The 1937-nt window shown below is 32.9% G+C and carries 1 protein-coding gene; it reads right to left on the bottom strand.

Annotated features, from left to right (window positions below):
- Nucleotides 1-96: 96 nt before the first annotated feature.
- Nucleotides 97-1701 carry a gliding motility-associated C-terminal domain-containing protein gene (locus tag DPIF8902391_RS00015; RefSeq protein WP_172504681.1) on the bottom strand — a complete coding sequence of 535 codons (1605 nt, stop codon included), beginning with the start codon at nucleotides 1699-1701 and terminating at the stop codon, nucleotides 97-99.
- Nucleotides 1702-1937 lie beyond the last annotated feature (236 nt).

The following is a 1937-nucleotide window of genomic DNA, read 5'->3' as shown; positions in this document are numbered from 1 at the left end:
ATACAATGAATAATCTACATTGTTTTGAGCAATACCCGTGTAAGCCAACGTGATTAATAGCACGAAGGTTAATTTTTTTAATAACATCATTTTTATCTAGTAATTTATATAAACCCAACCTTTTAAAACCTTTTTTGTAGCGTTGTTCAGTTCTAAAATATAGACATAAGGACCTGCAGGGAGTTTTGATTTTTTACTTAGTGTTATTTTTCCGTTAGAAGTACCATCCCAATCATTATTATACCTGAGCGCCTTGTACACTAAATTTCCGTGTCTGTTATAAATACACATCGTATTCTTTGGATATTTATTTGCAATATCTGCTAATATCATCCAAGTATCATTCACACCATCACCGTTTGGCGAAAATGCGTTTGTCGTTTTCTGATTCCTTTTTACACGAATTGTAGCGGTAGTATTTTTTACACACGGGCTTGTTGAAGTGATTGTATAAATATAGGTATTACTGTTCTTTTTAACCCAAGAACCATCAGTAGTTGCAAAGCCATTTAAGGCTGCAAAAAGCTCCTCTTCCGTAGGCTCATAATCTTTTAATATTGATAAAACACCATCTTCACCAGCGCTTTTAACATCCGTTTCTTCTTTAACTGTAATAGTTGCTTTTTTCGGATTACAACCTAAACTTGTAGTTTGTGTATAAGTGTGTACTAAGCCGATTGAAACCCAAACTCCACCAGTTTCAGCAGAACCTCCTAAAGCATCAAATAATTGTTCATCTGTTGGATTTGTTCCTTTACAAACAGTTAAACTCCCATCTGTTCCGGCACTTTTTGCATCGGCTTGAATACTCAATTTAAAGGTTTTAGTCGCTGTTACTGACTCTTTTGTAGCGGTTAATCTAAGAGTCACAAAACCTTTGGTCGCATCTTGCTCGCTAGGTGTGTATTTTGATAATAATTTGGTATCGTCTTCAAAAACACCAGAACCATCTGTTGTCCATTTTAAATTTGGGTTTTCAGTAACACTTACATCAGAAAAAACAAAACTATTATTTTTACAAACACTAGCTTCTGCCGGATTTTGCATCGTAATTACAGGTTGCGTAACTTCATCTTGCTTAAATCCGATAATTACCCTAGGAACTTTACGCTCTTTAAGTAAGCCATAATATGAGTGATCGCTACCTACATAACCATATTTATTTCTATAACCTGCACGGTAACCAGCCGTCCAAAAAATTTGAAATTTAGGCGTAGGTTTATTATAATCATACGGCATCTGCCCTCCCGAATTTTCATTAATTTCAACCACTAAATTTTTAGTATGATTGTATTTAAAGGGAGTCGAAAAAACAACCGTTACCTCTCCATTAGCCTGGTTGTATTGTATATATCCGTCAAATACTCGTGTAAAATCACTAAAAGGAGTTACTGAATTTCTAAAAGTGCTAAGCTCCGTTGTTGTAGCAGCAACTTCTTTCAGCCCTAATGTCCACCTATTAAAAGAAGCAATGTTTAAATTACCTGTAGTATTTAATTTAAATGTAAGACTTTTGATATTTCCCGATGTTTTAATTTCAGAACCTAGATATATAAATTGACTATAATTACCATTTTTATGCAAAGCAAGAGGCATGTTTTCACTTACACCTTCATTGTTACCAACACTAATTTTTTGTGCCGATAAAAAGAGGCTGAAACTTAAACAAAAAAAGAGTAAGGTATTTTTTAAAATGGACATTTTTTTTGCCCAAGAGTGTTCACTATAACGCATATTTTTATTCTTTTATAAGGAGTTGTAAGAGTTTTTTTTTATCAAAGGTAATGTCATTTTTTACCTATATTTTTTTTAAGAATTTAACCATGTTTAAACACGAGCTATTTACTATAAAATTTCATCAACATTAAAACGAAGCAATATTTCATGTGTTCCGTTTTGATAGGTACTTAAATCATTTAAATACAGGTTGTATCCGT

Source organism: Tenacibaculum finnmarkense genomovar ulcerans, assembly GCF_900239495.1.
Lineage (GTDB): Bacteria > Bacteroidota > Bacteroidia > Flavobacteriales > Flavobacteriaceae > Polaribacter > Polaribacter ulcerans.
The sequence above is the reverse complement of the archived record's forward strand: the minus strand, read 5'-3'. Positions and strand labels throughout refer to the sequence as shown.

Coding starts and splice junctions, on each gene's coding strand:
- DPIF8902391_RS00015 (WP_172504681.1), bottom strand. CDS start 1,701: ATGTCCATTTTAAAAAATACCTTACTCTTTTTTTGTTTAAGTTTCAGC.